The organism is Nonomuraea sp. NPDC003709 (genome assembly GCF_040610775.1).
Classification (GTDB): Bacteria; Actinomycetota; Actinomycetes; order Streptosporangiales; family Streptosporangiaceae; genus Nonomuraea; species Nonomuraea angiospora_A.
This window is the reverse complement of sequence record NZ_JBEXMW010000001.1, coordinates 508,317-534,581: the sequence shown is the minus strand read 5'-3', so window position 1 is coordinate 534,581 and position 26,265 is coordinate 508,317. Positions and strand designations below refer to the sequence as shown.

Sequence of the window (26,265 nt, the reverse complement as noted above, 5' to 3'; positions counted from 1 at the left end):
CTCACTTGCCGGGCTCGGGGTCCCTGGGCAGGCCCAGCATGCGCTCGCCGATGATGTTGAGCTGCACCTCCGTGGTGCCGCCGTAGATGGTCATCGCCCTGGTGGCGAGCACCGCGCGGTTCCAGTAGCCCGCGTCGCCGAGCTTCATGTCGGCCCCCACGACCGCCGCCGCACCCAGCAGGTCCACCGCCGTCTCGGAGACGTGCTGGGCGTGGGAGGTGGACAGCAGCTTGCGTACGGACGCGTCCGCGCCCGGCTCGGCCCCGGCGAGCTGCTTGAGCGTGACCCGCAGCGACAGCGCGTTGATCGAGTGGCCCTCGCAGACCACCGCGGCCACCTGCTGCGCCTCGGCCGGCGTCAGCTCGCGACCGAGGCGGCCGATCAGGCCCAGCAGGTCGGGTACGGACGCGCCGGTGCCGCCGGAGCCGGACGACAGCGAGACGCGCTCGTTCGAGAGCGTGTTGCGGGCGACCTTCCAGCCGTCGCCGACCTCGCCCACGACCAGGTCGTCGGGGACGAAGACGTCGTCGAGGAAGACCTCGTTGAACAGGTTCTCGCCGGTCATCTCGGTCAGCGGCCGGACCGTGACGCCCGGGGCCTTCATGTCCACCAGGAAGTACGTGATGCCCTGGTGCTTGGAGCCCTCGCTGGAGTTGCGGGCGATGCAGATGCCCCACTCGGCCACGTGGGCGACGGAGGTCCAGATCTTCTGCCCGGTCAGCTTCCAGCCGCCCTCGACCTGCTCCGCCTTCATCTGCAGCGAGGCCAGGTCGGACCCGGCGCCGGGCTCGGAGAACAGCTGGCACCAGATCGTCTCGCCGCTGAGCGTCCTGGGCAGGAAGCGCTCCTGCTGCTCCCGGGTCCCGTACGCGGCGACGGACGGCACCACCCACGCGCCGATGATCATCGCGGGCAGCTTGACCTTGGCGGCCTTGAGCTCCTGGGCGATCAGCACCTGCTCCAGCGGCTTGGCGTCGCGGCCCCACGGCCGGGCCAGGTGCGGCATGACGAAGCCGCGGTCGGCCAGGGCCCGCTTCTGCTCCTTGCCCTCCAGCCGGGCGATCTCCGCGATCTCGGCCCGGATCGACTCGCGCAGCTCCTCGGCGTCCTCGGGCAGGTCGATCTGCATCTCGCGGGCGACGCCCGCCAGGGCCAGCCCGGTCACCTTGGCCGCCCACTCCGACGAGGAGCCGAGCAGGGCGCGCAGGGTGAGCGCGCGGCGGTAGTAGAGGTGGGCGTCGTGCTCGAAGGTGTAGCCGATGCCGCCGAAGGTCTGGATGGCGTCCTTGGCGCACTGGACGGCGGCGTCGGGGGCCATCACGCCCGCGATGGCGGCCGCGTACTCCAGCTCCTTGCCGTCCGCCCTGGTGGCGTCCCAAACGGTTGCGCGCGCCTGCTCCAGCGCGACCAGCATGCGGGAGAGCTTGTGCTTGATGCCCTGGAACTGGCCGATCGGGCGGCCGAACTGCACGCGCACCTTGGCGTATTCGGCGGCGGCGGTGACGCACCACGAGGCCAGGCCCGCGGCCTCGGCGCCGAGCAGGATCGCGGCGAGGTTCAGCACGTCGGGGCGCTGGACGCCGCCCAGGATGCCCTCGGCGGGGACCACCAGCTCCGACAGCTCCACCTTGGCCACCGGCCTGGTCAGGTCCAGCGACTTGACCTCGGTGACGGTGACGGCGGAGGCGTCGACGAGGATCCACTCCTCGCCGTCGTCCGTGGCGACCGGCAGCACGAGCGCGTCGGCCAGCGAGCCGCCGAGCACGGGGTCGGCCGTGCCGGAGACGAGCAGGGAGCCGTCCTCGGTGCGGGTGCCGGTCAGCGAGCCGGTCAGGGCGACGGCGCCGGTGAGGGTGCCGTCGGCGAACGACTCGAGGTGCTCGGGGCGCTTGGAGGCGTTGATCACCGCACTGGCCAGCACGGTCGGCAGGTAGGGACCCGGGGCCATGCGCTCGGCCAGCGCCTCGACGGCCACGGCCGTCTCCAGCAGCCCATAGCCGGAGCCGCCGTACTCCTCGGGCACGTGCAGGCCGAGCAGCCCCTGCTCGGCGAGGCCCGCCCAGAACGACGGACGCCCCTCTGTCCCGGCGCGCAGCAGCTCGGACGGGATGTTCCGCTCGGCCCAGCCGCTCACCGACTCACGGAGCGCCTCGTGCTCCTCGCTCAACCCGATCGCCATGCTCATCCTCCATGCCAGGTCCGACCCATACCTAGAACCATATTCTAGAGGATGCTTCTGGCCTAGAGCGGTCGAACCCGTTGGACGAGGGTGTTGATGTCCGCCCAGCGCTTCTTGTTCGGCTCGGGGATGGAGGCCAGGAGCATCGCGGGCTTGGTCCTGCCCACCTCGACGATCGTCACCATGGCCTGGGCGACCTGCTGCTTGCCGTTGAAGGTGTAGGTGACCTGGTAGCCGAGCGTCCAGCCCTTGCCGACCGGGACCTTCAGGGAGGCGGTCCAGGCGAGCGTGGCGCCCGCGGGGTACTGCGTGCGGAGCGACCAGCGGGCGGCCTGGGTGGCCAGCTCGCGGTAGTCGGCGTCCTTGGAGGGCTTCGTCGTGGGCGAGTCACCCGGGAACATGGCCGAGGCGACCACCGTGTGCGGGACGGCCACCTTGCCGATGCGCTGCGCGATGGAGAACGGCGGGAACGACTTGGCCTTCCACGGTGTGGCCAGCCTGGGGTAGCTGATCCCGGCGTTCTTGTCGCTGATGATGCCGGTGACCACGGCCGCGGTGCCCGCCAGGGTCGGGTACGCCTTGCTCTTCGGCACCGGCGGCAGCACGATCGGGCTCTCGGTGGGGGTCGGGGCGGCCGACGCCGAAGGGGCGCCGGAGCTCGGCACGGGGGCGACGGTGGCCGCCTGCTCGGCCGACTTGTTGGTGGGCACGTCACCGGAGAAGACCACGAAGATCAGGAACACGGCGAGGACGGTGACAAGGATCGCACCGAGGAGATAGACGACCTTGATCGGAATGTCGCCGATGCCGCGCCTCGGCGGCTTGGGGATGGGCAGGGGCGGGGACGGGGGCGGATACAGCGACTGCTGCTGCACCGGAGGCCGCGGGAGCGGGCCGGGGAGCGGGCCGGGACCGCCTCGCTGGGCAGGAGGCTGCGGGAGAGGCGCCTGCTGGGGAGGGGTCTGCTGCACCGGCGGGCCGCCCGCCGGGGGCCTGAGAGGGACGGATGGACCCGCCGCCGGCGGGCGGGGGATCTGGACCGTCTCCTCGGCAGGCAGGACGACCTTGCGGAACGGAGTGGTGGGTGAATCGTATGAAGGTCTCTTGTCGCCGACGTCCGCCATGGCCATGAGGTTACGTCACAAGAGAGCTGGATAATTCCTCCAATACCCCTGCAGAATCTAATTCTGTAAGGTCTGCGAACATGAGGGGTTTTTACGAGATCGCAGCCCATAACCCTGAACGTCCCGCGCTCCTCGGTGACACCGGCGCCACCTACGGTGAACTTCTCGCCCGGGTGAACCAGGTCTCCAACGGCCTGACGGCACGTGGAGTCGCCCCCGGCGACCGCGTCGTCACCGTGCTGAAGAACGGGCTCGACGCCCTCACCATGATGCTCGCGACGTACCAGACCGGCGCCTACCTCGTGCCCGTCAACTGGCATTTCACCGCCGAGGAGATCGACTACATCGTGGCCGACTGCGGGGCCGGGCTGGTGGTCTCGCCGGACGCCCGCTCGGTCGCCGAGCTCGCCGACAGGCAGCCCGCCACCGCGCCGCCGCACCGGCGGGCCGGGTCCATGATGCTCTACACTTCCGGGACGACGGGACGACCCAAAGGGGTACGTCGGCGGCTGCTGGACCTGACGCCGGAGGAGCTGTACCCGATCCTCGTCCGCAAGAGCTGGCACCACTTCGGGCTGCCGTTCGGCGGGGTGCATTTGGTGTGCTCGCAGCTCTACCACTCGGCGCCGTACGGGCAGGCCATGATGGCGCTGCAGTTCGGGCACGCGATCGTGGCGCCGGAGCGGTTCGAGGCCGTCGAGGCGCTGCGGCTGATCGAGCGGCATCGGGTGACGAACGCGTTCATGGTGCCCACGATGTTCCATCGGCTGCTGGGGGTGCCTGATCGGGAGTCGTACGACCTGGCGTCCCTCACCCACCTCTACCACGGGGCGGCCCCGTGCCCGCCGGCCACCAAGCAGGCGATGATCGACTGGCTCGGGCCCGTGCTGTGGGAGTACTACGGGTCCACCGAGGCGGCCGTGGCGACCATGGTGTCCTCGCAGGAGTGGCTGGCCAGGCCGGGCACGGTCGGCAGGGCGCTGGACGGGATGTCGTTCACGATCGTCGGGGAGGACGGCCAGGAGGTGGGGCCGGGCTCGCCGGGGCTGGTCTACATCGGCGGGATCAACCGGTTCGAGTACCACCGCGACCCGGACAAGACGGCGGCGGCGATGCGCGGCCAGGCGTACACGCCCGGGGACATCGGCTACCTCGACGACGACGGCTATCTGTTCCTGCTGGACCGGCGGACCGACCTGATCATCTCCGGCGGGGTCAACATCTACCCGGCCGAGATCGAGGCGGCGCTGCTCGAACACCCCGCCGTGGCGGACGTGGCCGTGATCGGCGTACCGGACCCGGAGTGGGGGCACAAGGTCGTCGCGCTCGTGCAGCCGGCGGCCGGCGCGGTGGCCGGGGACGAGCTCACGGCGGAGCTGCTGCGGCACTGCGCGCCCCGGCTGGCCAGGCTCAAGCATCCCCGGCTGATCGAGTACCAGGAGTCGCTGCCGCGCACGCCGACCGGCAAGCTGAGCAGGCGCAACGTGCGGGAAGCGTATCTTTCGGGCTGAGCTGGGAACAGTCCTCCCATGAGGAGGATCGCCGCGGGACTGGCCACCGCTTTCGTGCTGCTGCTAGCGGGCTGCGCTCCTCCCCCCACGTCCGGCGCGACGCCGTCGACCGAGACCCCGTACAGCTCGCCGACGGCCTCTCCCGCACCGCCGTCGCTGCACTCGCTGGAGTCGGCGTACGAGGACGTCATCGCCGACGTCCTGCCGTCCATCGTCCAGATCACCACCAAGGTCGGGCTCGGGTCCGGCATCGTGCTCGACACCGCGGGACACATCATCACCAACGCTCACGTCGTCGGCCAGGCCGGCAAGATGGAGGTCACGATCGCCACCGGCGGCCCGGCGCGCTCGGCCAAACTGGTCAGGTCCTTCAACGCGGGCGACCTGGCGGTGATCAAGGTGGACAACCCGAACGGGCTGCGGCCCGCGCGGTTCGGGGACTCGTCCAAGCTGCGGGTCGGGCAGATCGTGCTCGCCATGGGCAACCCGCTGGGCCTGTCGGGCAGCGTGACGAACGGGATCGTCTCGGCTCTCGGCCGTACCGTCTCCGAACCTCAGGAGGCGGGCTCCCCCGGGGCCACGATCGCCGGCGCCATCCAGACCTCGGCCGCCATCAACCCGGGCAACAGCGGCGGAGCACTTGTGGACCTGTCGGGCAACGTGATCGGCATCCCCACGCTCGCGGCCACCGACCCCGAACTGGGCGGGGGCGCGGCGCCGGGCATCGGGTTCGCAATCCCGAGCAACACCGCCAGGGACATCGCCACCCAGATCGTCAGGTACGGCAAGGTCACCAACAGCCACCGGGCCGCGCTCGGCATCCAGGGCAGCACGGTGATCAGCACGGACGGGCAGGAGATCGGCGTGGGCGTCATCCGGGTCGAGCCGGGCAGCGGGGCGGACAAGGCGGGGATCGCGGCCGGTGACGTGATCGTCTCGATCAACGGCCGGAACACGCCGACGATGGCGTCCCTCGCGGAGGCCCTCGCCACCCTCAGGCCCGGCGACCAGGCCAAGGTCGGGGTGCAACACTCCGACGGCACCACGGGCACGGTCACCGTCACCCTGAGCCAGCTCCGAACCGACTGACACCCCACCCACGGCACGCGTGCGGGGAGCGCCGCCACCCCAGCCGAAGTACGGCGCCTCAAAGGGGCCCGCAGGGTCACTGCTTGGCGGTGAAGACGATCTCGACCCGCCGATTCTGCGCCCGGTTCTTCTCGACCGGCTTCCCGCCCACCACGTTGGGCCGCCGCGGCCGGCTCTCGCCGTACCCCCGCGCCTCCAGACTCGCCCCCGCCCCCGTGAGCAGCCCGCGCATGGCCGTCTCCACCGCCTGCGCCCGCCGCCGCGACAGCGCGAGGTTGTACGAGTCGCTCCCCTGATCGTCCGTGTGCCCCTCGATCCTGACCGCCCCGCCCGCCCCGTCGGCGTTCACCTTCGCGGCCACCTCCCGCAGCCGCTGCCTCGCCTTCGCGGTCAGCTGCCACTTGTCCAGCGCGAACAGCACGTCGCTGGTGAGCGAGACCGTCACCTGGCGCCCCTGCTTGGTCTCGGTCTCGGTGCCGTCCAGCGACTCGACCTCGCCGATGATGTCCTCGACGGGCAGCACCAGGTCCTCCACCGCCCCCACGGCGTCGGACGGCGCGCCGGGCGCCGGGGTGGGCGACAGGACGAGGGCCAGGGCGACGCTAAGAGATCGGAACATCGGTGAGCACGCCGATCATGGGCATCTCAATGTTGATCTTCGTGACATCCGCCGGAGGCGCCGCGAAGACCGCGTACAGCGTGGACGTCTGTCCCTTCTCCAGGAACTGGCCCTGGGTGCCGGAGCAGACGCACTTCGCGTCCTGGCCGGTGCCGTTGCGGGCCACGCGGTAGCGCTTGGCGTTCACCGGGTCGATGAGGGAGACGGCCGACACCGTGAAGTCGAGCGTGGCCGTACCCAGGCCGTTGTGGACGTTGACCTTGCCGTCGAGCGCGGTGATCGACCAGTTGAGGCTGAGCGTCCTGCCCTGGCGCTTGAGCCCGAGGATGTCGGCGCGGGCCTTGCCGTGCTGCCCGCCGGCGGACACGTCGGCCTCGCGGCTGGCGATCGCCCTGGTCTCCTGCGGGGGCGCCTCTGTCACTTCGGCCGTGGCCGGGGGTTCGGTGGTGGTTTCCGCGACGGTCTGGGGCTGCTTCTCCTCGCCGCCACCGCCGGCCTGCCGCCCCGGGAGCGCACCGCAACCGGCCAGCGCGACGGCCGCGACAGCCAGCGCGATCGTCTTTCGCATTCTGAGATCACCTTCGTTGTCGGGGATGTGGCCCTCACCGTAGGGAGGCGGCGTTCAGGATCCGCATAGTCCGCTATATCCGCCGACCACGCCGTCTACGGGCCTCCTGCGCGAGCCGGTCGGCCTCGGCTCTGCCCTGCTCGTCACTGAGGCGGTCAAACTCTCCCATAGCACGCGTAAGCGCCTCAACCGCTCCGTCAATGTCGTCGAGGTCCACCGCGGCCCGGGCGAGCGCCATCAGGGCCTGCGCGGCGCCCCGCCGGTCCCCGTAGGCGACGAACGTCTCCAGCGCCTCCCTCGCGGAGCCGGCCGCGGCCCCTGGCGTGCCTTCCGCCCTGGCGATCTCAGCCAGTACGAGCAGCGCCCCCGCCTCGGGCAGCCGATCGCCCAGGCGGCGGTTGATCCGCAGCCGCCGTTCCACGCACCCGCGGGCCTCGGCGAGCCTGCCCCCGCCCAGGTGCAGCCTGCCCAGGTCCAGCAGCGCCTCCGCCTCGCCACGCGGGTCGCCGAGGTCCTGGTACGCGCTCAGGCTCTCGTTGAGCCGGCCCTCGTCCCGGCGCGACGCGCCCAGCGCCCGTAAGGCATCGGCCCGCCCGCGCCGGTCGCCCGCCTCCTCGAAGACCCGCAGGGCCCGTACGAACGCCTGCTCGGCCTCCGCCGGACGGGCCTGGACCAGCCCGAGCCGGAGCGTGACCCTGGCCAGCTCCAGCCCTTCCACCAGCGGCTGGGCCGCCCGCAGCGCCGCGGCCGCCGACTCCGTGCGCCCTTCGGCCCGGTGCAGATCGGCCAGGCCGCGCAGCAGGAGCGCCTCGCCGTGCCGGTGGCCCGCCGCCCTGGCCGCGTCCAGCCCGCTCGCCGTGGTGGCGTGCCAGTCGTCGTGGTGCGCGCCCAGCTCGAACAGCGGGGTGAGGTAGAAGGCCAGCCGCCAGGCGGCCTCGTACAGGCCCACCCGGGAGAAGTCCCCGACGGTCGCCACCAGGAAGCGGCGCTCGGCGCTCAGCCAGCGCGCCTCGTGCCGCAGCCACCCGGTCTCCAGCCGCTCTGCGCCGGGCAGGTGGACCTCGGTGCGGCCGGTGCCGGGCTCGGCGGGCAGGAGGGAGGCTCTGGCCTGCCGGGTCCGTTCGAGGATCGCGCCCGCGATGACGGCCAGCACGCGTTCCGGGCCGCCTTCCTCCCCGGCGAGGCGTTCGGCTGCGTAGAGCCTGGTCAGGTCGTGCCAGCCGTAGCGCTCCTGACCTGCCTCGTCCAGGCCGCGCGACTGCAGCAGCCCGGCCTCCGCCAGCGGCTCCAGGTCCGTGCCGAACACCCACGACGCGAAGTCGGGCGCCGACAGCGCGCCGAGCCCGCGCAGCAGCCGCCGTTCCGGGTCGGCCAGGCCCCGGTAGCCGAGCGCGAGGCTGCCCCGCACGGCGAGGTCGCCCGCGCTGAGCTCGTCGAGCCTGCGCCGCTCGTCCCCCAGGCGGCCCGCCAGGTGGTCGAGCGTCCAGCCCGGCTTCCTGGCCAGCCGGGAGCCGGCGATGCGCAGGGCCAGGGGCAGGTGGCCGCAGAGCCGTACGATGCGCAGGGCGGCCTCGGGCTCGGCCCGCACCCGTTCGTGCCCGGCCACCTCGCCGAGCATCGCCACCGCCTCGTCCCCGTCGAGCACCCCCATCTCGTACGCCCGCGCCGCCTCCAGCCCGGCCAGCGGCGACCGGCTCGTCACCAGGGTGAGGCTGCCGGGCCCGGTCGGCAGCAACGGGCGCACCTGGGCCTCGTCGGCGGCGTCGTCCAGCACGACGAGCAGCCGCTTGCGGGCCGTCATGCTCCGGTAGAGCCGCACCCGCTCGTCCGGCGCCGGCGGGACCGCGCCGTCCGGGCAGCCCAGCGAACGCAGCAGGTCCTCCAGCACGGCGCCGGGTGGGCGCGCGCCCAGCGAGGCGTAGAGCCGGCCGGCCGGGCGTTCGAGGCCGGTGGCGGCGTGCACCGCGACGGCCGACTTCCCGCAGCCGGGCGGGCCGTGCAGGACGAGGTGCACGGGGGCCGACGCGTGCTCGCGGGCCGTCCGGACGATCCAATCGAGTACGGGCGATCGGCCGACAAAATCGGAAATGTCGGGTGGCAGCTCGTCGACCGGGCCGCGGTCGCCACCGGCCGGTGCCGCGGGGCGGTCCTCGCCGGCCAGGACCCGCCGGTGAGCGTCGGCCAGCTCCGCGCCCGGCTCCAGGCCCAGCTCGTCCACCAGCGTCCGGCGCGCGTCCTGGTAGGCCCCGAGCGCCTCCGACCGGCGTCCCGCCTGGTGGAGGGCTTCGATGAGACGCACCCAGGCGCGTTCGCGCAGCGGATGCGCCCCGACCAGCGCCCGCAGCTCCCCGATCACCTCCGCACCCCGGCCCAGCCGCAGGTCCAGCTCCACCCGCTCCTCCAGCGCGGTCAGGCGCAGCTCCTCCAGCGGTACGGCGTGCGTCCGGCGCAACAGGGACGACTCGACGTCGGCCAGCGCCTGCCCCCGCCACAGCGCCAAGGCCGCCCTGAAGCCGTCGGCCGCCTCCGCCACCCGGCCCGCCGCCCGGGCCTGCCGCGCCCCGCCGACCAGCCGCTCGAACCGGTGGCAGTCGACGTCGTCCCGCTCGACGTCGATCAGGTAGCCGCCCGGCACCGTACGGATGCCGTCCACGAGCTTGCGCAGCGCGCTGACGTACACCCGGAGCACCGACCCCGCCGAGGCCGGCGGCCGGTCGTCCCACACCACGGACATCAGCCGCTCGACCGGCACCGTCTCACGGGCCGACAGCAGCAGCGCGGCCAGCAACGTGCGGTGCTTGGCCGGTCCCGGCACCTGACCGGACTCGATCCGCAACGGACCGAGCACGCCGAAGCGCACGCTCACGCACCTCTCAGCATCACGTGCCCGCCGGCCTGAGCGCGAAGGAGTCGAAGCGGACGCGTGCGGACCCGGTGGCGCCGGAGGCGGCATGGACGCCGGACTCGCCGGGGCCGTAGGGCGCGTCGGAGTCGGTCGCCTGCGCGACCAGGCGTTCGTTGAGCCACATGCGCAGCGTCACCTTGCCCCCGCTCTCGCCGCACTCCGCAACGACGCGGTTGACGGCCGCGCCCCGCGCGTCCGCCGGGCCGTACAGGGTCGTGCCCCGGGTGCCCGTACGGCGCTTGACGATCGTGACCTTGCCCGAGCCGCTCACCCCGAACTCGTAACGATCGCCGGAGCGCGCCGAGCCGTGGCACCACACACCGTACTCCCCGCTCCCCTCCTCAAGGGTGGCCTTCGCGCTGACGACCACGCCGCCCTCCGGCTCCTGTCTGGGGGCCGACTTCCACAGCCGCCAGCCCGGCTTGACGGTCAGCTCGTAGCCGGAGCCCGCCTGCCGCGCGTTCCCGCCCTCCGACGCGCCGATCGCCCAGGAGTCGCCGAAGTCGGCCTCGTACGGCCAGCTCTCCTGGGACAGCGCGGGCACGGTCACGGCGGCGGCGACGGCGGCGAGCACGAGCCCGACGGCCCCCGCGACCCACGGCCACCGCCTCCGCTTCGGCTTCACCCCAGACACAGACGCAGAAACAGACGCAGACACAGGCGGAGCGGGCGGCATCGCGGGCGGGGGCGACATACCGGACGCGGGCCGCAGGTCGGGTCCGGGCCGCACGTCGGATCCGGGTCGCAGGTCGGGTCCGGGCCGCACGTCGGCCGTCGTGGTGCCCGTCCAGGTGCGCTCGACCCGTTCGGTGGCCGTGGCCAGGCGGGTGCCGCCGACCAGGTCCGCCAGCAGCCGCTGGGCCGTCGGCCGCAGGCGCGGATCCTTGGCCAGCGCCCGCTCCACGACCTGCCTGATCCCCTCGTCGAGCCCGTCCAGCCTGGGCCCCTCCTGCGTGATCCGGTACAGCACCTCCGCGGGCGCCCCGCCCCCGAACGGCAGCCGCCCCGTCCCCGCGAACGCGATCACCCCGCCCCACGCGAACACGTCGGCCGCGGGCGTCAGCGGCTCCCCGCGCACCTGTTCGGGCGCCATGAACGCGGGTGTCCCGAGTATCGCCTGGCTGACCAGGCTGTCGTGCTCCACGAGCTGGGCGATGCCGAAGTCGATCACCCGGGGCCCGAGCGGCGAGAGGAGCACGTTCGACGGCTTGAGGTCGCGGTGGATCACCCCGGCCCCGTGGATGGCGCTCAGCGCGGTGGCGATGCCCACCGCGAGCGCCTCCAGGTTCCCGCCCGACAACGGCCCCTGCTCGTTCACGGCCTGCGCCAGGTCGGGCCCCTTGACGTATTCGGTGACGAGGTAGGCGATATCGCCGTCGATCCCCGCGTCCAGCACGGGCGCGGTGCAGAACCTGGCCACCCGGCGGGCCGCCGCGACCTCCCGCTCGAAGCGCCGCCTGAACGCCGGATCGCGGGCCAGCGCCGGATGGATGACCTTGAGCGCCGCCAGGCCGCCGGTGGGTGTCGAGGCGAGATGCACCTCGCCCATGCCGCCGCGCCCGAGCAGGCGCCGCAGCGTGTACCCGCCAATGACCTCGTTCATCGCAGACAGACTAGCCAGCTCCCGACATTTCCCTGGATCGGGTCACCCGGCCGCCTGGGTCAGCCGGTAGCGCGACGGCGGGATCCCGTACCGGTCGACGAACGCCTGCCGCAGCGTCTCCGCCGTCCCGAACCCGCACCGCACGGCCACGGACGCCATCGGCAGGGACGTGGACGCCAGCAGGTGCGCGGCGGCCTCGGTGCGGGCCTGCCGGACATATCGCCCGGGTGTCAGCTGCAGGTGCTGGAGGAAGAGCCGGGTGAGGTGCCGCTCGCTCACCCCCGCCTCGTTCGCCAGCGCGGCCGTGGTGAGGTCGTCGCGCAGGTGCGCGGCGATGTACTCGATGGTCCGCCTGACCAGGTTGTTCGCGGGGACGGGCGCGCTGACGAACATGCTCATCTGCGCCTGGTCGCCGGGCCGCTGCAGGTAGGTGACCAGGTTGCGGGCCACCGTGCGGGCCAGCTCGGGGCCGTTGTCCTCCGCCACGAAGGCGAGCGTGAGGTCGAGGGCGGCGGTGACGCCGGCGGACGTGGCGACGTTGCCGTCGCGGATGAAGATCGGGTCGGCGTCCACGGCCACCGCGGGATGCCGGGCCGCCAGGTCGTGCGCCAGCTGCCAGTGCGTGGTGGCGCGCCGCCCGTCGAGCAGCCCCGCGGCGGCGAGCACGTACGCGCCCGTGCAGACGGAGGCGACGCGGCGGCTCTCGCGGGCCAGCCTGCGGACGTGGCCGACGATCAGCGGGCTGGCCGCGGCGTCGTCGTGGCCGACCCCGCCGGACACCACCAGCGTGTCGAGCGGCCCGTGGATCCGCTCCAGCGCCAGCTGGGCCTGGACGGTCAGCCCGGTGCCGCAGGTGACGGGGTGCCCGCCCGGCGTGGCCACGCGCACCTCGTAGCAGGGCGCCGCGCCGTGCCAGTTGGCCTCCTCCAGCGTCGAGGTGACGCAGGCGACGTCGAGTAACCCCACCGCCTCGTACGCCACGACGACGACCCGTCGTACCTCCATGGCCATGACTGTAGGGCCGAAGGACAGAGAGCCCAAGTTTCCGGACCTCCCCGGCTCATCTCCCTTGGCACGCGGTGGCCCTCCGGCAACAGTCGTGGCATGACAACGACAAACACCGGCACCGGCCGCCGCTGGGGCAGGTTCGCCCTTCACTACGTCGAGATGATCGTCGCCATGTTCGTCGGGATGTTCGCGCTCGGCATGCTGCAGTCCGCCGTGGGGCTCAGCTTCTCCCACGAGCAGCAGCCCGAGCTCGCGTACCTGGTCATGGCGGTCAACATGTCGATCGGCATGGCCGCGTGGATGCGGATCCGCGGGCACGGCTGGGCCTCGACGCTGGAGATGTGCGCCGCGATGTTCGTCCCGGTGGTGCCGCTGTTCCCCTTGCTCTGGCTGGGCGCCATCGACGCCGGGACGATGATGACGGCGGCGCACGTGGCGATGTTCCCGCTCATGCTGGCGGCGATGCTGCGCCGCCTCGACGAGTACGCCGGCTGCGCTCACTGAGCGCCTTGCGGTAGCCGTCCAGGACGTCCTGCCGCAGCAGGTGCCCGAACCCGGCCCGCTCCAGCCGCAGCCCCAGCTCGGCGGCGCTCACCCGCAGGCTCTCCGCGGCGGCGGGCAGGCTCCAGTCGTGCTCGGCCAGCGTGCTCAGCAGGTGACCACGCCTGACCTGCGCCTCCGACAGCCTGAACGTCTTCAGGTAGGCCGTCCGCCCGTCCGCGTCGTTGATCATCTCGCCGATGTGGTTCTCGCTCTTCCGCTCGAAGGCGGGCAGGAACCGGCTCAGCGTGAACCCGCCCATCCGGTAGACCTCCTCCACCCGCGCGGGGGCGCGGAGGAGGCCCGCTGCCATCACCGAGTCGTGGAAGCCGGCCCAGTCCCGCTCGGCGCGTACGGCCTCGGCCCGCAGGTCGGACAGCGAGGCGACCGCGCTCTCGTCGATCACCGCGGGAAAGTCCCTGGCGGGGTAGAACAGGGCATAGTCGTGGATCAGCTCGCCGTACATGTCGCGGACCAGTGTCGGGTGCAGCGCCCGGTAGTCCTCCGGGTGCGGCACCACGAAAGCGCTGGCCAGCGTGTCACCGGCGTACAGCAGCAGCCCGCACTGCCCGGGGTAGATCTCGAAGATCTTGAGCGCGTCCTCCAGCCCGCGCACCTCCGCCCCGGCGTAGGCCTCCTCGGAGCGGGGGGACAGCCCGTGGACGAGCGCCTGCCGCGACCACTCCTCCCACGCGACCACGGGGCCGCCGAAGTGCAGCGCGAGGTAGCCCTCCACGGCCAGGTGCAGCGGCAGGAACCGGAGCCGGTTCTTGTCCACCCGCCGGGCCATCCTGCGCCTGGTCCTGATGCACATGTGGCGCAGCGGCTGCCCGAGCTGCGTGCCGTAGGCCGCCGCCGGGGTCCCGTCGCCGGTCCACGACGCGACGAAGGCGTGCGGGATGTACGCCGTGTAGAGGGTCTTGTCCGGCAGGTGGACCATGGACAGCTCGTCGCCGTACACCTTGGCGTGCAGCCGCAGGTCCTCGACGGGCTCGCGGCGCACGAGCGGCACCAGCCGCAGCCCTCCCCAGGTCTGCGCGGGCCGCGTGTCCAGCCCCGTGAGATCCATCATCGCCGTGCCGCCCGATCTTCCAGGTACGTCCTCAGCTCCCCGAGCCCGGTGCGCCCCTCCGCGAACCGGGCCAGCTCCACCAGCGCGGGCAGGTCCTCGGCGTCGCGGATGCCGGCCGTCGGCACCATGGGCGACAGCCGCCGCACGTCGAACCGGTCGGCGTCGTAGACCGGGTTGATGTGCACGATGCCCACCTCGCCGCCGGGATCGAGCTTGCGCCGCCACACGCGCAGCACCTCGCCCGCCAGCCCCGGCGGCGCGTTGTCCCAGCCGTCGGAGACGATGACGAGCAGGCCGGGCCGGTGTTCGAGCGCGTCGAGGATCCGCTGCCCCAGCGGCGTCGGCCCGTACGGCCGCACCTGGAGCGGGTCGGTCCGGCGCGACAGCCACAGGCCGCGGTAGTCGCCGGCCAGGGCCTCCAGCAGGTGGTGGCAGGCCAGCGCGACCGCCAGCGGCCGGCGGCGCTTCACCGGCGAGCCGAACGAGGAGAAGCTGTCGTCCAGCACCGCCGCGACGCTCCCCCACGTGCCCGCCCGCGCCCCGGCCACCCGGGCCGCCGCCGCCCGCAGCGCGCCCACCAGCTCGGCGCGGCGGCTCGCGCGCACGTCGGCACGCAGCGACAGAATGTACGAGGCCAGCCTGACCAGCGGCATCGCGGCCAGATCCGGCTCGGTGTCCACCTTGTCCCGGCTCGCGGACTCCGTCAGCCGCAGGCGCTCCAGCCTGGTCAGCCGGGGCGCGATGCGCTCCAGGAAGATCTCCCTGCCGATGCCGTGGCGGGCGGCGAAGCCCTCGGCGACCGTGTATGGAAGGTCGTACAGGGCGCTCTTGTCGAAGTGCGCGCGGCGCCACGCCTCCAGGACGGGCGTCTCGTAACGGGCCCGGCTGAACGGCGCGAACAGGAAGTCGCCCAGCTCTCCCGGCAGTCGCAGGTGGGCGTGGCGCACGGCCGACTTCACCTGCGCGCGGTACTTGACCGCGTCGAAGGCCAGGTCGGGGCGGCCGGTGAGCCAGTCGCGGACGACGGCCCTGGTGCGCCGGTTGTTGACGCCGTCGCGGCGCAGGCGCCGGAAGAGCCGGTAGACCCTCGGCGGGCTCATCCGCTCCAGCCGCCAGGCGATCAGCCGGCCGTCGCCCGCGCGCCCGCTCAGCAGGTTGGCGATGATCAGGGCGGCGTTGTGGTCGTTGATGTCGAGCGCCAGCGCGGCGGCGTACAGGTCGGGATAGTTGCCCTGGACGTAGCGGTGCAGGAAGTCGAGGGAGAGCCGCTGCTCGCCGGCCGTGCCGTGGAACTCGCGCTGGCCGGTGGAGGTGATGGCCGCGTTCGCGAAGATCAGGACGTCCTCGCACTCGATCAGGTCGGCGTAGGTCTCCATGGGCTCCCCCGGCGGTCGGCGGACTGGCCGGGGAATGGGGGCACGAGCTGCGAAGCATCGCTGTACAGGCGGGTTCCGGAAGTCGTACCTGAGTCCCGCGGCCAGTCTGGTCCGGACCTTACCGGGCCTTTCGCACCGATGCGACGGTATTTACCGGGCTTCGGTGCGCGCCGAGCGGGCCTTGATCTCGCCGAGCGTGGTGTGGTTCTCCCGGATGACGGAGATCAGCACGTACGAGACCAGTATCAGCCCGAGACAGAGCGCGTCGGCGGCCCACCAGGGGATCTCGGCGAGCAGCAGATAGCCGTCGCCGTCGCCCATCGACCTGATCACCGCCGTGACCACGGCCACCACCAGGGTGACCAGCAGCCAGCTTCGCAGGCGCGGCAGATTCCCCTTGTTCCACAGCCGGATCCGCCAGCCCATGAAGACGGCGAGCACGCCGAGCAGGGCGCAGAACCCGATCAGCCACCAGGGCAGCGCGAAGGCGGTCTGGTCGGCGATCTGCCGCTGCGTGGTAGCCAGCTCCGTCTCGGCCTTCCGCTTGGCCTCCACGGCCGCGTCGAGCTGCTTCTTCAGCTGGGCGACGCTCCTCTCCTGGCGCGGAGGAGTCGCGGGGGTGTCCGTCGGGAGCATCCGCGCCACGACGGTCAGCATGATCGCGACGAACGACAGCGCCAGGACGATGGCCATGAACAGGTCGATGAAGCGCAGATCGAGCGGCGGGGCGAACGATCGGGCGGGCCGCCGCCTCACGGCTCCCTCACCAGCGTGTACTTCTGCGGGCGGCTCTCGGCCGCGCTCAGCCGCTCCACCGCCGTACGCAGCGCGTCCAGGCCCTTGACGAGCTCCTCGGTCCGGCCCCTGGACTGGGCCAGCTCCTGGGTGAGCCCGTGCATCGCGGGGGCCGCCTGCTTGGCGGGCAGCCGCGCGATGTAGATCAGGAACACCTCGTCGGCGGCCACCACGTTGGCCCGCTCGCCCCGCTCGACCAGGGCCATCGCGCTGAACGCCAGCACGCTCAGGAACAGCGCGACCAGCGTGACGCCGAACGCGGAGGCCAGCTCGGGCAGCACGTGCTGCTTGAGCGCGGCGATCAGCACCCCGGGGTCGCCCTCGCGGTCCAGGGCGTTCGAGAACGAGTTGACCATCGCGCCCATCGTCAGCGCGGTGCCGATGAACCCGAAGACCGGCAGCGCCCAGATGAGCGCGTGGTCGAGATGGTGCTTGTTGGCCATCTCGCTCTCGTCCAGCGCGGACCGCGCGCTCAGCACCGCCTCGCAGTCGTTCCCTGCCTCGGCCGCCTCCCTGAACAGCTTGAGCCGCCGCGCCACCAGCGTGTCTTCCGTCGGCTTCACCGCCTGGACGTTCGACACGGCCCGAGCCGTCGCGGCGTTCTCACGCCGGATGTCCGGAACGGCCCTGACGATCCTGAGCACCGCGGTCAGGAACACCGCGATGATCAGCGTGACCACAAGCTCCGCTGCCACGGGGGCCGTGGTCGCGCCCACGGACACCAGCAGAGCCTCCACCATTCCGGCCGCCATCAGCAGCGCGGAGAACACCACACCCACCACAGGCGCGAACACCGAGTGACGCCAGCCGTACCTTGACACCCTTTACCCTCACTCCGGCCCGCAAAATGTCAGAGACCCACCTAAGCACATGTAAAACACGCGTTGGTTACGGTCTGCGGTGTCAGCGGTACCAAATGTTGTCAGCGAAGGTGAGCGCCGGCGCTCCGCGGGCGCCTTCTCACAACCAGAACCACCGGACCTCCGACGTGCGCCGCCGCTCGTCCAGCCACGCCTGGAACGCCGCATCCCGCGCCGCCTCCAGCACCTCGGGAGCCTCGGGATCGGGCGGGACGACCTCGTGGACGACTCCCGCCAGATAGCCGCCGTCGTACGGAACGGGCCCGGCCGAGGCCTGTTCGGGCAGCGCCCGCAGGGGCTCGGGCAGCTCCGGGGTGAGCGCGACGGCGGCCTGCAACCGCATCCCGCGCCGTCCGGATGCCGGGCTCCCGGGCAGCGCGGCCAGCGCCCGCGCGTGGAAACCCGGCACCGGCCCGTCCAGCAGGGCGCCCAGCTCATCGGCGTCCGGCCCGATCACCCACACCGCATGCCGCACCGTGAACTCCTCCGGGTGCTCGGCCAGACGGCGACGGGCCGGCTCACCGGCGAAGCGCTCACGGACGCGGGCGATCAGGCCCTGCGTTCTGACGTGGCTCCAGAAGGCGTCCTCCGACATGCCCGTCTCGGCCAGCCACCGCAGGGTCTGCGCACGACCGGTGAGCCCGCGCCGTCGCCGGAACTCGTCGGCGGCCCGCCGCGCCTCCTCCGGAGTCACCGGCCGCATGTCCTTCTCCAGCTCGCTGAGCAGGATCCGGTGGTCCACCAGCCGCTCGTGCAGCTGCCGGTCCCGGGCGCCGAGCGCGCGGATCGTGGACAGCGCGGCCGCCACCGGCAGCCCCTTGCCGTCGACGCTGAGGACGCACGACGCCGCCCAATGGGTGGAGTGGTCCACCAGCCAGGGAATGCCGTCGTCCACCTCGGCCGACAGCGCGACGGTGCCTCCCTCGGGGTGCTCCAGGAGCAGGTCGTAGCCCGCCCTGGTGGTGCCCGGCGGCTCGTCGACCGCGAGCTGGACACGCAGGTGCGGCCGCTTCGCGCCCCAGTCCCCGACGCGCCGCTGAGCGTCGCCCACCTCCTCCTGGGAGGTCGGGAGGTCGCGCAGCAGCACGACCGCGTCGAAGAGATCCATGGCGAACGAATCAGCGGACATCGGTGGCTTCCTCGATGCGGGGACGGGCGGTGGCGGTGGCGTCGGCGAGCCAGTCGGCGATGGCGTCGCTGATGGGCAGGCCGGTGAGCATCTCGACGAAGGCCCATTGGCCGTTGACGTTGAGCTCCAGGAAGACGTACCGGCCGTCCGGGGTCACGATGAAGTCCAGGGCGGCGAAGCTCAGGCCGAGCCCCGCGACCAGGCGTACGCAGCCGTCGGCGACGTTCCGCGGCAGATCATAGGCGGCATAGCGGGTCTTGGGATCCTCGAGGTGCCGCCAGTCGACCTCGGTCATCCGTGACGCCTGGGAGTCGATGCTCGCGGCGAACACCCGCTCGCCGACGACCGTCACCCGCAGCTCGTAGGCTTTGGGCACATTGGGCTGCAGCATCGCGGGCCCGTACCGCAGCCGGTGCCGCCCGGCGAGCCGCCGCCTCGGCACCACCGTCGTGAAGAGGTGACGGTCCTCGCCGTCCACGAAGAACGGCCGGTAGTCGAGCGTCTTGGTGATGACCCGGCCGCCGGCCCGGTTCCACAGCTGCGCCAGCGCCTCCGGATCGTTCGTCACGACGGTGTCGGCCACGGTGAACCCCAGCTCGGTGGCCCGGTACAGGTGCAGGAGCTTGTTGTCCACCGCTACGACGTGCGGCGGCGGCGCCGGCATCCACCGCGCCCCTGCCATCAGGTCGTACGCGCCCGCGAGCGCGATCCTGGCCACGTGCTCGGCGAACGCCCGCTGCGACGGCTCTCGCACGCCGGGTGCGGCCACTTTGCCGGGGCGGCGGTCCCAGACCGCGGTGACCTTCGACAGGTCGTACGTCTCGCCCTGGAACGTCAGCGTCTGCCGCCACCGGCCGTCGAGAAAGGCGGTGGTGAGGGTGGAGGACCCGGGGTACTCGGCCTCGTCCCACCACAGCAGCGGGACGCCGCGCTCCTCCAGCTTCGGGCGCACGGTGTGCACCGAGTCGTCGCGCGGGCTGCTGATGATCAATAACACGGTCGGATGCTCCTTCAGCCGTTCACGCGGCGGGGAGCCGGCACCCGGTGATCGCCGGCTCCCCGCCGCAGCCATCAGCGATTCACGCAGTCGGCGCTCGGGTTGCCCCACGTGGAGCTGCAGGTGTAGCCCGAGCCGGGCTTCATGTCCGCCATGGGCATGCCCGCGACGACCTCGAGCTCCTCACCGACGAGTTCGGAGACCCCGGCGGGCAGATCCTCGATCTTGAGCAGGTTGCTCATGAAACATCCCATCTGGTTACAGAAGGCCGCGATCTACGGCCCGGTGCAGGAGCTTGGCGCTCGCACCTTGGGAATGGGCTGGGGCGACTTGTATCCGGCGGCCCCGGCCCGCGACGCCCCTCTCCAAGCGGCATCAAGCGTCCTGCCAAGGAAAGCCCCGACTGCCGCTCTCCCTTGGGATCCTGCTCCCCCTTTGGGCCCTGCGCGCCCCTGAGCCCCTGCTCACACCTCGGACCCTGGGGCCTGAGGCGCCCTTGTCGCGTTGAGGACCTTGAGGCCCCTGAGGACATTGGGGCCCCTGAACACAAAAAACCGCCCCTGCCTGCCGAGGTCTCGGCAGATCAGAGGCGGTCTGATAGGGGTTCCAGGGGGTTCCCCTGGACAGCACAAAGGCCCGCGGGAGGAAGCGCAGCTTCCGACCACACGGGCCTTCCAGTGGAGGTGGCGGGAATCGAACCCGCGTCCTTCAACCCCAAGTCAGGGCTTCTCCGGGCGCAGCCTGCTGTGCTTTTCTCGGCCCCGGCGATCACGCAGGCGAGTCGCCGACGGGCCCAGCCACTGTTTGATTTCCCGCTCTCCCCCGTGGCCGGGTCGAGCGGTTGAGCCTTCTAACGATGCCAGACACCGGGCCGAAGGCACTCCCGGGCTGACAGTGGTTTCGCTACTTAGGCAGCGAGGCCCAGGGAATCCTGGGCAGCCACAGTGCGCTTAGAATTGGCACTTGTTGTTTGCGGTCACAGGATTAACGAGGTTATGTCCGCAGTCCTCGGCCCGCTTCACCTGGCTTGCAAAGTCGAAGTCGAAGCCAGTCACCCCCTGTGCAGTTGTCAACACACCTCCGCGGAGGTGAGCAACAAGAATCTACAGGGAACAACGCCCCCAACGCCAACTTGATTCCCCATGACGAAACCCCCGGGAGCGCGGCTCAGCGGCTCGCGCTCCCGGGGGCCGACCGGCAGGGTCGAGCCGGTCCGGACGGCAGGACTTCCCCCGAGATGAAGTCCTGATCTCATCACGGCGACTGGATCCGCAACCCCCCGAGCGGGTCCAGTCACTCAGTAAGACGCAGCCGGACCCTCGAATGGTTGCTCAGCGTGACGACAATTTCACGGAGAGTTCCGAAGAGCCGAGAAGAAGCTGCCCGCGACCGCTCCGGCGTCGTGGTTGCGCGCCAGCACGGCGACCGCCACATCCCCCTGCCAGCCCACGAACCACTTCAGCTGGTTGCCTGCCGTGGCCGTCACGCCGTAGACCCTGCCCTTGCCCGCCTGGGCGGGCGTGCCGGTCGCCCCGGCCGCCATCATCCGCTTCAGCGTCGCGTGGACCTTGGGGTCGACGGGTACGGGGGCGGGCTGCGGGGCCTGCGCGGCCTCCACCGTCGGGTCGGGCGACCTGGGATCGGTGACCAGCACCGGCGGACGCCAGGTGCCCGAGGCGACCGCGGCGGCCACCAGCGCCATGCCGAGCGGGCTGACCTCGACGTTCTGGCCCGCGATGGCCTTGGCCTTGTCGGCGTCGCCGGCCAGCTGCGGCAGCGCGCCGCTGAACGACTTGAGCGGCAGCCGCCACGGCTGGCCCACGCCGAACGCCTTGGCGCTCCCGGACAGGTCGTCGGCCGTGACGCGGCGGGCCAGCGAGGCCAGCGCGGTGACGCAGCCCTTGGCGAAGTTTTCCTGGAAGGTGGCCGAGGGCGTGACCCCGGTGGACTCCGCGGCCTGCACGAACTTGGCGCCGCCGACCGTGCGCTCGTCCGGGCAGGCCAGCCGTAGCTTCGGGCTGACGTCCTTCTTGAGCAGCGCGTTCGCGGCCACGATCGAGAACGCCGTGCCCGCGGGGAAGCGGCCGGCCAGCGCGCCCATCTCCTGGTTCAGGTCCTTCTGCCGGGTCAGCTCGCCCTGGGATCCGACCGCGAGGATCTGACCCGTGTCGCGCTGCACCGCCACCAGCAGGCTGGCCTCCGTGTCGCCCAGCGCCTGCTCGGCCGCCGCCTGGACGGACCGGTCGATGGTGGTCTTCACCGAGACGTTCTCCCGGCCCCGCCACTCCTTCAGCAGGGCGACCTGCTTGCCGGTCTTCAGGTCGAGCGTGATCACCTTGGTCTGCGTCGAACCGGTCAGGTAGTCCTGGTAGGCCTGCTGGAGGCCGCTCCTGCCAACCGAGTCACCGGCCCGCTCGGGCCCGCCGAGCTTCTGCTCGGTCTCGGGGGTGAGCGCGCTGACGCTGCCGACGATCTGCTGCGGCGGCTCGGGGTTGACCGGCTGATCCTGCTGCACGGTCTCGATCCCGTCGATGGCGTCGAGCTTCGACTGCATCGTCTGGTAGCGCGAGCGGCCGAACGTGACCAGCGGCACGAACTTGTCGGGCGGCGACGACCTGATGCGGCTCAGCAGGCGGTCCTGCGCGTAGTCGGTGATCTTGGACAGCTTGGCGGCGACCTCTTCCGCCTTGTCACCGAGCTTGGCCGGGTAGACACCCGCGCTGTAGAACACGGTGTTGCCCTGCAGCGGCTCGCCCGTGCGGTCGACGATCGGCTTGCGCGGCCTCGGGTCGGTGTCGACGGCGAACCGCTGCCCCTCCTTGAGCTGGGGATGCAGCACCGAAGGCGACCAGCGCACCTTCCAGGTGCCGTCCACGAGGTGGAGCGGGAGCAGCCCGTCGTACTCCCAGAGGGGGTTGTTCTCCCCCAGATCGACCTCGGCGCGGAAGTCGGCCTTCGCCTCCTCGCCCGTCATGCTGAGGCTCTTGATCTTGAAGCGGAAGGAGGCCGCGTCGAGCTCCAGCTTGGCGTCGGACAGCGTCTTGCGCACGGTGGCCTGATCGCCGTCGGTGCGGCCGGCGGCGAGCTCGTAGTCGCCCGACTGCCAGCCCACGAGGAAGTCCCGCACCGCGTCGTGCGGTGAGGGCTCCTCGAAGCAGCCGGTCAGGGTCGTGCTCGCGACCGCCAGGGTGGCGGCCGCGGAGAGGATGCGGCGAGCGCGTGTCATGGGGTGCGGTGCCGCCGTCTCATCGGTTGCGGTGCCGCAGGGCCCGGGCCATCTCCCGCTTCGCCTGCTGCTCCGCCAGCGACTGCCGCTTGTCCCAGTCTTTCTTGCCCCGGGCGAGCGCGATCTCGACCTTGGCCCTGCCGTCCTTGAAGTAGAGCGTCAGCGGCACGATCGTGAGCCCGCCCTCCTTCGTCTTGGCGGCGAGCTTGTCGATCTCCTTGCGGTGCAGCAGCAGCTTGCGCTTGCGGCGGGCGGCGTGGTTGGTCCACGTCCCCTGGGAGTATTCGGGGATGTGGACGTTGAGCAGCCACGCTTCGTCGCCGTCGATGCTGGCGTAGCCGTCGACGAGCGAGGCGCGGCCCTCACGCAGCGACTTCACCTCGGTGCCCTGGAGCACGAGACCCGCCTCGAAGGTGTCCTCGAGGAGGTAGTCGTGCCTGGCACGCTTGTTCTGGGCGATGACCTTACGCCCGGTCTCACGTGGCATGCTTCGACTTTACCGGCGATCCCTAGACCCTCAGGTAGCGTCGGAGCGTCACGAACGATGCCAGCACACAGATGACCACACCGATGACCATGGTGATGGTGATGGTCTGGGCCACATCGTTCCAGCCCAGCTGCGCGGTGGCGTCGCCCAGGTAGCGCCCGAGCTCCTCGAAGAGGAAGACCTTCGTGACGATCAGGATGACCGCCGCGAACACCCCGCCGATCAGGCCGGCGATGACGCCTTCCATGACGAACGGGAGCTGGATGTAGAGATTGGACGCGCCGACCAGGCGCATGATGCCCGTTTCTCTACGCCGGTTGAACGCCGAGAGCCGTACCGTGTTGCCGATCAGCAGCGCCGCCGCCAGCACCAGGATGATGGCCACCGCGAGCGCGTAGAACGCGAGCTTGTCGAGCATCTCGAAGAACGGACCGACCAACTGGGCCTGGTCCAGCACCTGCGAGACGCCCGGCTGCCCCTGAAGGGCCTGCACGACGGCCTTGTAGTTGTTGGGGTCTGCCACCTTGATACGGAACGACTGCGGCATGTCCTCGACCTTGGCGGTGCTCACCAGGGCCTTGTTGGTCGCGTACAGCTTCTGGAAGTTCTGGTACGCCGCCGACTGGTCCTCGAAGAACACCTCCTTGACCCCGGGGGTGCCCTTGATCAGGGTGTTGAGGGCCTCCTTCTGGGCGTTGGAGACCTCCTTGCCCTTGCAGGACTCCATGGCCGAGCCCTTGGTGCACAAGAAGACCGAGACCTCGACCTTGTCGTCCCAGTAGCCCTTCATCATGCCGACCTGGGCGTTGATCATCAAGCCGACGCCCAGCATCGCCATGCCGACCGCCACGGTGATCACCACCGCGATCGTCATGGTCAGGTTGCGACGGAGGCCGATCCAGACCTCGGAGAAGATGAAATTCGCCCGCATGTTCTGTCTGCAGCTCCCTGTCAGTACGCCTGGCCGTACACGCCACGCGACTGGTCACGGACGATCTTGCCGTCCTCCAGCTCCACCACGCGCTTACGCATGGAGTCGACGATGGCCGCGTCGTGCGTGGCCATGACGACCGTGGTGCCAGTCCTGTTGATGCGGTCGAGCACCTTCATGATGCCGATGCTCGTCGCGGGGTCGATGTTGCCCGTGGGCTCGTCGGCCAGCAGGATCATCGGCCGGTTGACGAACGCGCGGGCCATGGCGACGCGCTGCTGCTCGCCGCCGGACAGCTCGTCGGGCATGCGGTGGGCCTTGCCTTCCAGGCCGACCAGCTCGATGACCTCGGGCACCACCTTGCGGATGAACCGCCGGGGCTTTCCGATGACCTCGAGGGCGAACGCCACGTTTTCGTAGACGTTCTTGTTCGGGAGCAGCCTGAAGTCCTGGAACACGCAGCCGATGCGGCGGCGCAGGTGCGGCACCTTGAAGTTGGAGAGGCGGGCCAGGTCCTTGCCAGCGACATGGATCGCACCGGAGTTGGGCCGCTCCTCCTTGAGGACCAGACGCAGGAACGTGGACTTGCCTGATCCCGAGGGACCGACGAGGAACACGAACTCGCCCTTGTCCACGTCTACGGACACGTGGTCGAGGGCGGGCCGGTTCTGGTTCGCGTAGACCTTGGTGACATTATCGAAATGGATCACGAGAGCATCACGGCATGCCAGTCTAGGGGTCAGGACGGAAGCGAGGGTGGCACATGCCCACTTCCCGCCACCGGCCGATCGGGTTACGCGGTCTTTACTGTTGATCGACGTTCCGATTGGCCAGACGACAGTCTAGGGGGAAGACTGGCATGGAAAGTCCATAACGGAAACAAAACGATTGTGCGGCTAGACTTGGGGCTGTCATGAGTTGTGAACACCTCGTATGCGCGCAGTGCGCCCACCCTGTGATCGAGGGACGCTGCCCCACCTGCCGAGCCAGCAGGGAGCGGATGCACCAGCACGGCTTCGCCGGGCTGTCACCCGCTCTGATCGCCCTGCTACTGGTCGTCCTGCTCTTCGTGAGCCTGGTGCTCAAGCACCTGAGCGGGCTCTAGTCGGCGGTCCCCGACTCCTGGCGGCGCATCCAGCGGATCTCGGACTCGATGAACTCATCGAGGTCGCCGTCGAGCACCGCCGACGGGTTGCCCGCCTCGGTGGCCGTGCGTAGATCCTTCACGATCTGGTACGGGTGCAGCACGTAGTTGCGGATCTGCGTGCCCCAGGACGTCGTGGTGGCGCCGCGCAGCTCCGACATCTTCTCCGCCTCCTCCTGCCGCTTACGCTCCAGCAGCTTGGCCTGCAGGACGTTCATGGCGGTGGCGCGGTTCTGGAGCTGCGAGCGCTCGTTCTGGCAGGAGACGACGATGCCGCTCGGAAGGTGCGTGATGCGCACCGCCGAGTCGGTCGTGTTGACCCCCTGGCCGCCCGGGCCGCTCGACCGGTAGACGTCGACGCGGATCTCGTCCTCGATGATGTCGATGTGGTCGGTCTGCTCGACGACCGGCACGACGTCGACCCCGGCGAACGAGGTCTGCCTGCGGCCCTGGTTGTCGAACGGGCTGATGCGGACCAGCCGGTGGGTGCCGTGCTCGCCACGGAGCGTGCCGTACGCGTAGGGAGCCTTGATCGTGAACGTGGCCGACTTGATGCCGGCCTCCTCCGCGTAGGAGGTGTCGTAGACCTCGGTCGAGTAGCCCTTGCGCTCGGCCCAGCGCAGATACATGCGCAGCAGCATCTCGGCCCAGTCGGCGGCGTCGACCCCGCCCGCCTGGGAGTTGATCGTGACGAGCGCCTCACGGGCGTCGTACTCGCCCGAGAGCAGCGTGCGCACCTCTAGAGCCCCGATGTCGGACTTGAGCGTCTCAAGCTCCTTGTCGGCCTCGGCGCGCGTGTCGTCGTCGCCCTCCTCGGCCGCCAGCTCGTAGAGGACGTTGAGATCGTCGAGGCGGCGCGCGACGCCGTCGACGCGGTTGAGCTCACCCTGGAGGTGTGAGAGCTTGCTGGTGACCTTCTGCGCCTGGTCGGGGTCGTCCCACAGGTCCGGTGCGGCAACCTGCTGCTCCAGCTCCTCGATCTGCTTGCGCATCGCGTCGAGGTCGAGCACGTCCTGGATGCTGCGGAGCGTGCCCGCGAGCTCGTTGATCTCTTCTGCCGGATCGATGCCTGCCACGTCTCCCAAGCCTACTTCCCCCGGAG

22 protein-coding genes and 1 other RNA gene are annotated in these 26,265 nt (G+C 71.0%); 3 read left to right on the top strand and 20 right to left on the bottom strand.

Features of this window, described 5'->3' with window-relative positions:
- Position 1: 1 nt before the first annotated feature.
- Both ABZX61_RS02545 and ABZX61_RS02540 read right to left on the bottom strand, forming a co-directional pair.
- Positions 2–2,179 (bottom strand): acyl-CoA dehydrogenase, encoded by a 2,178-nt coding sequence (locus ABZX61_RS02545; protein ID WP_355190895.1) that lies wholly within the window; start codon positions 2,177–2,179, stop codon positions 2–4.
- 62 nt (positions 2,180–2,241) lie between these two features.
- Positions 2,242–3,303 carry a hypothetical protein gene (locus ABZX61_RS02540; protein WP_355190893.1) on the bottom strand — a complete coding sequence of 354 codons (1,062 nt, stop codon included), beginning with the start codon at positions 3,301–3,303 and terminating at the stop codon, positions 2,242–2,244.
- Between the two features lie 80 nt (positions 3,304–3,383).
- On the opposite strand from ABZX61_RS02540, the gene ABZX61_RS02535 reads away from it, so the two are divergent.
- A complete protein-coding gene (locus ABZX61_RS02535; RefSeq protein WP_355190891.1) occupies positions 3,384–4,814 on the top strand; it encodes an AMP-binding protein in 1,431 nt (476 codons plus the stop codon).
- Between the two features lie 18 nt (positions 4,815–4,832).
- Positions 4,833–5,903: a trypsin-like peptidase domain-containing protein gene (locus tag ABZX61_RS02530; protein ID WP_355190889.1), complete on the top strand. Its 1,071-nt coding sequence runs from the start codon at positions 4,833–4,835 to the stop codon at positions 5,901–5,903.
- A 76-nt stretch (positions 5,904–5,979) separates the two neighbouring features.
- Here the strand turns inward: ABZX61_RS02530 and ABZX61_RS02525 are convergent, their stop codons facing one another.
- The 5 genes from ABZX61_RS02525 to ABZX61_RS02505 all read right to left on the bottom strand — a co-directional run bounded on the left by ABZX61_RS02525 (position 5,980) and on the right by ABZX61_RS02505 (position 12,603).
- The gene (locus ABZX61_RS02525; protein ID WP_355190888.1) at positions 5,980–6,522 is read right to left on the bottom strand and encodes an OmpA family protein; all 543 of its coding nucleotides are present in this window, start codon (positions 6,520–6,522) and stop codon (positions 5,980–5,982) included.
- A complete protein-coding gene (locus ABZX61_RS02520; protein ID WP_355190886.1) occupies positions 6,506–7,090 on the bottom strand; it encodes a hypothetical protein in 585 nt (194 codons plus the stop codon). The genes ABZX61_RS02525 and ABZX61_RS02520 overlap by 17 nt, the downstream gene beginning before the upstream one ends.
- Positions 7,091–7,163: 73 nt before the next feature.
- Positions 7,164–9,956, bottom strand: a complete 2,793-nt coding sequence (locus ABZX61_RS02515) for a BTAD domain-containing putative transcriptional regulator (protein WP_355190884.1) — start codon at positions 9,954–9,956, stop codon at positions 7,164–7,166.
- A gap of 13 nt (positions 9,957–9,969) precedes the next feature.
- Positions 9,970–11,598, bottom strand: a complete 1,629-nt coding sequence (locus ABZX61_RS02510) for a serine/threonine-protein kinase (protein WP_355190882.1) — start codon at positions 11,596–11,598, stop codon at positions 9,970–9,972.
- 42 nt (positions 11,599–11,640) lie between these two features.
- Entirely contained in the window at positions 11,641–12,603 is a 963-nt protein-coding gene (locus tag ABZX61_RS02505; protein WP_355190880.1) for a GlxA family transcriptional regulator, read from the bottom strand.
- Between the two features lie 99 nt (positions 12,604–12,702).
- Here ABZX61_RS02505 and ABZX61_RS02500 point away from each other — a divergent pair, with 99 nt between their 5' ends.
- Positions 12,703–13,110 carry a hypothetical protein gene (locus ABZX61_RS02500; protein ID WP_355190878.1) on the top strand — a complete coding sequence of 136 codons (408 nt, stop codon included), beginning with the start codon at positions 12,703–12,705 and terminating at the stop codon, positions 13,108–13,110.
- Here the strand turns inward: ABZX61_RS02500 and ABZX61_RS02495 are convergent.
- From ABZX61_RS02495 to prfB, 13 genes are all read right to left on the bottom strand, one after another.
- Positions 13,055–14,218, bottom strand: coding sequence for a hypothetical protein (locus ABZX61_RS02495; RefSeq protein ID WP_355190876.1), 1,164 nt, complete (start codon positions 14,216–14,218; stop codon positions 13,055–13,057). The genes ABZX61_RS02500 and ABZX61_RS02495 overlap by 56 nt on opposite strands.
- Complete coding sequence (locus ABZX61_RS02490) at positions 14,215–15,594, bottom strand: hypothetical protein (RefSeq protein WP_355190874.1); 1,380 nt, start codon at positions 15,592–15,594, stop codon at positions 14,215–14,217. Before ABZX61_RS02490 ends, ABZX61_RS02495 begins: the two co-directional genes overlap by 4 nt.
- Before the next feature lie 150 nt (positions 15,595–15,744).
- Entirely contained in the window at positions 15,745–16,350 is a 606-nt protein-coding gene (locus ABZX61_RS02485) for a hypothetical protein (RefSeq protein ID WP_355190872.1), read from the bottom strand.
- Entirely contained in the window at positions 16,347–17,183 is an 837-nt protein-coding gene (locus ABZX61_RS02480) for a hypothetical protein (protein ID WP_355190870.1), read from the bottom strand. Before ABZX61_RS02480 ends, ABZX61_RS02485 begins: the two co-directional genes overlap by 4 nt.
- Positions 17,184–17,349: 166 nt before the next feature.
- Positions 17,350–18,378 (bottom strand): TIGR04500 family putative peptide maturation system protein, encoded by a 1,029-nt coding sequence (locus ABZX61_RS02475; protein ID WP_355190868.1) that lies wholly within the window; start codon positions 18,376–18,378, stop codon positions 17,350–17,352.
- On the bottom strand, positions 18,368–19,375 hold the full coding sequence (locus ABZX61_RS02470; RefSeq protein ID WP_355190867.1) for an MvdC/MvdD family ATP grasp protein: 1,008 nt from the start codon (positions 19,373–19,375) through the stop codon (positions 18,368–18,370). The genes ABZX61_RS02475 and ABZX61_RS02470 overlap by 11 nt, the downstream gene beginning before the upstream one ends.
- A gap of 74 nt (positions 19,376–19,449) precedes the next feature.
- Positions 19,450–19,617 carry a hypothetical protein gene (locus ABZX61_RS02465; RefSeq protein ID WP_355190865.1) on the bottom strand — a complete coding sequence of 56 codons (168 nt, stop codon included), beginning with the start codon at positions 19,615–19,617 and terminating at the stop codon, positions 19,450–19,452.
- A 433-nt stretch (positions 19,618–20,050) separates the two neighbouring features.
- Positions 20,051–20,434: a transfer-messenger RNA gene (ssrA, locus tag ABZX61_RS02460) on the bottom strand.
- A gap of 289 nt (positions 20,435–20,723) precedes the next feature.
- A complete protein-coding gene (locus tag ABZX61_RS02455) occupies positions 20,724–22,601 on the bottom strand; it encodes a penicillin-binding transpeptidase domain-containing protein (protein ID WP_355190863.1) in 1,878 nt (625 codons plus the stop codon).
- 19 nt (positions 22,602–22,620) lie between these two features.
- Positions 22,621–23,088, bottom strand: coding sequence for an SsrA-binding protein SmpB (gene smpB, locus ABZX61_RS02450; RefSeq protein WP_350728456.1), 468 nt, complete (start codon positions 23,086–23,088; stop codon positions 22,621–22,623).
- Between the two features lie 22 nt (positions 23,089–23,110).
- On the bottom strand, positions 23,111–24,019 hold the full coding sequence (gene ftsX / locus ABZX61_RS02445) for a permease-like cell division protein FtsX (RefSeq protein ID WP_355190861.1): 909 nt from the start codon (positions 24,017–24,019) through the stop codon (positions 23,111–23,113).
- A gap of 20 nt (positions 24,020–24,039) precedes the next feature.
- Positions 24,040–24,729: a cell division ATP-binding protein FtsE gene (gene ftsE, locus ABZX61_RS02440; protein ID WP_020541427.1), complete on the bottom strand. Its 690-nt coding sequence runs from the start codon at positions 24,727–24,729 to the stop codon at positions 24,040–24,042.
- Between the two features lie 391 nt (positions 24,730–25,120).
- Positions 25,121–26,239: a peptide chain release factor 2 gene (gene prfB / locus ABZX61_RS02435; protein WP_355190858.1), complete on the bottom strand. Its 1,119-nt coding sequence runs from the start codon at positions 26,237–26,239 to the stop codon at positions 25,121–25,123.
- Positions 26,240–26,265: the final 26 nt, after the last annotated feature.